This is a genomic window from Kitasatospora sp. NPDC059722, assembly GCF_042733235.1.
In the GTDB taxonomy this organism is placed as follows: domain Bacteria; phylum Actinomycetota; class Actinomycetes; order Streptomycetales; family Streptomycetaceae; genus Kitasatospora.
In genome coordinates, this window is sequence record NZ_JBHWGD010000265.1 from 1 (window position 1) to 2245 (window position 2245).

Genomic DNA, 2245 nt, shown 5'->3' on the forward strand with positions numbered 1-2245 from the left:
TCCCTGCTCGACTTGTAGGTCTCGCAGTCAAGCTCCCTTGTGCCTTTACACTCTGCGAATGATTTCCAACCATTCTGAGGGAACCTTTGGGCGCCTCCGTTACCTTTTAGGAGGCGACCGCCCCAGTCAAACTGCCCACCTGACACTGTCTCCCCGCCCGATAAGGGCGGCGGGTTAGAAGGTCAATACAGCCAGGGTAGTATCCCACCGATGCCTCCACCGAAGCTGGCGCTCCGGTTTCCAAGGCTCCTACCTATCCTGTACAAGCTGTACCAACATTCAATATCAGGCTGCAGTAAAGCTCCACGGGGTCTTTCCGTCCTGTCGCGGGTAACCTGCATCTTCACAGGTACTATAATTTCACCGAGTCTCTCGTTGAGACAGTGCCCAGATCGTTGCGCCTTTCGTGCGGGTCGGAACTTACCCGACAAGGAATTTCGCTACCTTAGGACCGTTATAGTTACGGCCGCCGTTTACTGGGGCTTCAATTCGCACCTTCGCTTACGCTAAGCGCTCCTCTTAACCTTCCAGCACCGGGCAGGCGTCAGCCCCTATACTTCGCCTTACGGCTTCGCAGAGACCTGTGTTTTTGCTAAACAGTCGCCTGGGCCTATTCACTGCGGCTCTCTCGGGCTTGCACCCTAACAGAGCACCCCTTCTCCCGAAGTTACGGGGTCATTTTGCCGAGTTCCTTAACGAGAGTTCTCTCGATCACCTTAGGATTCTCTCCTCGCCTACCTGTGTCGGTTTGCGGTACGGGCACCTCTCACCTCGCTAGAGGCTTTTCTTGGCAGTGTGGAATCAGGAACTTCGCTACTATATTTCGCTCGCCATCACAGCTCAGCCTTATGGGAAACGGATTTGCCTATTTCCCAGCCTAACTGCTTGGACGCGGATATCCAATACCGCGCTTACCCTATCCTCCTGCGTCCCCCCATTGCTCAAATGGTGAGGAGGTGGTACAGGAATATCAACCTGTTGTCCATCGCCTACGCCTTTCGGCCTCGGCTTAGGTCCCGACTAACCCTGAGCGGACGAGCCTTCCTCAGGAAACCTTAGGCATTCGGTGGAGGGGATTCTCACCCGTCTTTCGCTACTCATACCGGCATTCTCACTTCTAAGCGCTCCACCAGTCCTTCCGGTCTGGCTTCACAGCCCTTAGAACGCTCTCCTACCACTGTTCGAAGAACAGTCCGCAGCTTCGGTGATACGTTTAGCCCCGGTACATTTTCGGCGCAGAGTCACTCGACCAGTGAGCTATTACGCACTCTTTAAATGGTGGCTGCTTCTAAGCCAACATCCTGGTTGTCTAAGCAACTCCACATCCTTTTCCACTTAACGTATACTTTGGGACCTTAGCTGGCGGTCTGGGCTGTTTCCCTTTCGACTACGGATCTTATCACTCGCAGTCTGACTCCCAAGGATAAGTCATTGGCATTCGGAGTTTGACTGAATTCGGTAACCCGGTAGGGGCCCCTAGTCCAATCAGTGCTCTACCTCCAAGACTCTTACCTTGAGGCTAGCCCTAAAGCTATTTCGGAGAGAACCAGCTATCTCCAGGTTCGATTGGCATTTCACCCCTACCCACACCTCATCCCCGCACTTTTCAACGTGCGTGGGTTCGGGCCTCCATTCAGTGTTACCTGAACTTCACCCTGGACATGGGTAGATCACCTGGTTTCGGGTCTACGACCACGTACTCAATTCGCCCTATTCAGACTCGCTTTCGCTGCGGCTCCGCATCTTCTGCTTAACCTTGCACGGGATCGTAACTCGCCGGTTCATTCTACAAAAGGCACGCCATCACCCGTTAACGGGCTCTGACTACTTGTAGGCACACGGTTTCAGGATCTCTTTCACTCCCCTTCCGGGGTGCTTTTCACCTTTCCCTCACGGTACTGGTTCACTATCGGTCACTAGGGAGTATTTAGCCTTGGGAGATGGTCCTCCCGGATTCCGACGGAATTTCACGTGTTCCGCCGTACTCAGGATCCACTCAGGAGAGAACGAAGTTTTGACTACAGGGCTGTTACCTCCTATGGCGGGCCTTTCCAGACCTCTTCATCTACCTCGTTCCTTTGTAACTCCGTACAGAGTGTCCTACAACCCCAAGAGGCAAGCCTCTTGGTTTGGGCTAGTCCCGTTTCGCTCGCCGCTACTCAGGGAATCGCATTTGCTTTCTCTTCCTCCGGGTACTTAGATGTTTCAGTTCCCCGGGTCTGCCTTCTCATATCCTATGAATTCA

At 53.6% G+C, this 2245-nt stretch carries 1 rRNA gene; it reads right to left on the reverse strand.

Annotation, left to right across the window (positions count from 1 at the left end):
- A 23S ribosomal RNA gene (locus ACFV4F_RS43155) occupies window positions 1-2245 on the reverse strand; the annotation flags it as partial.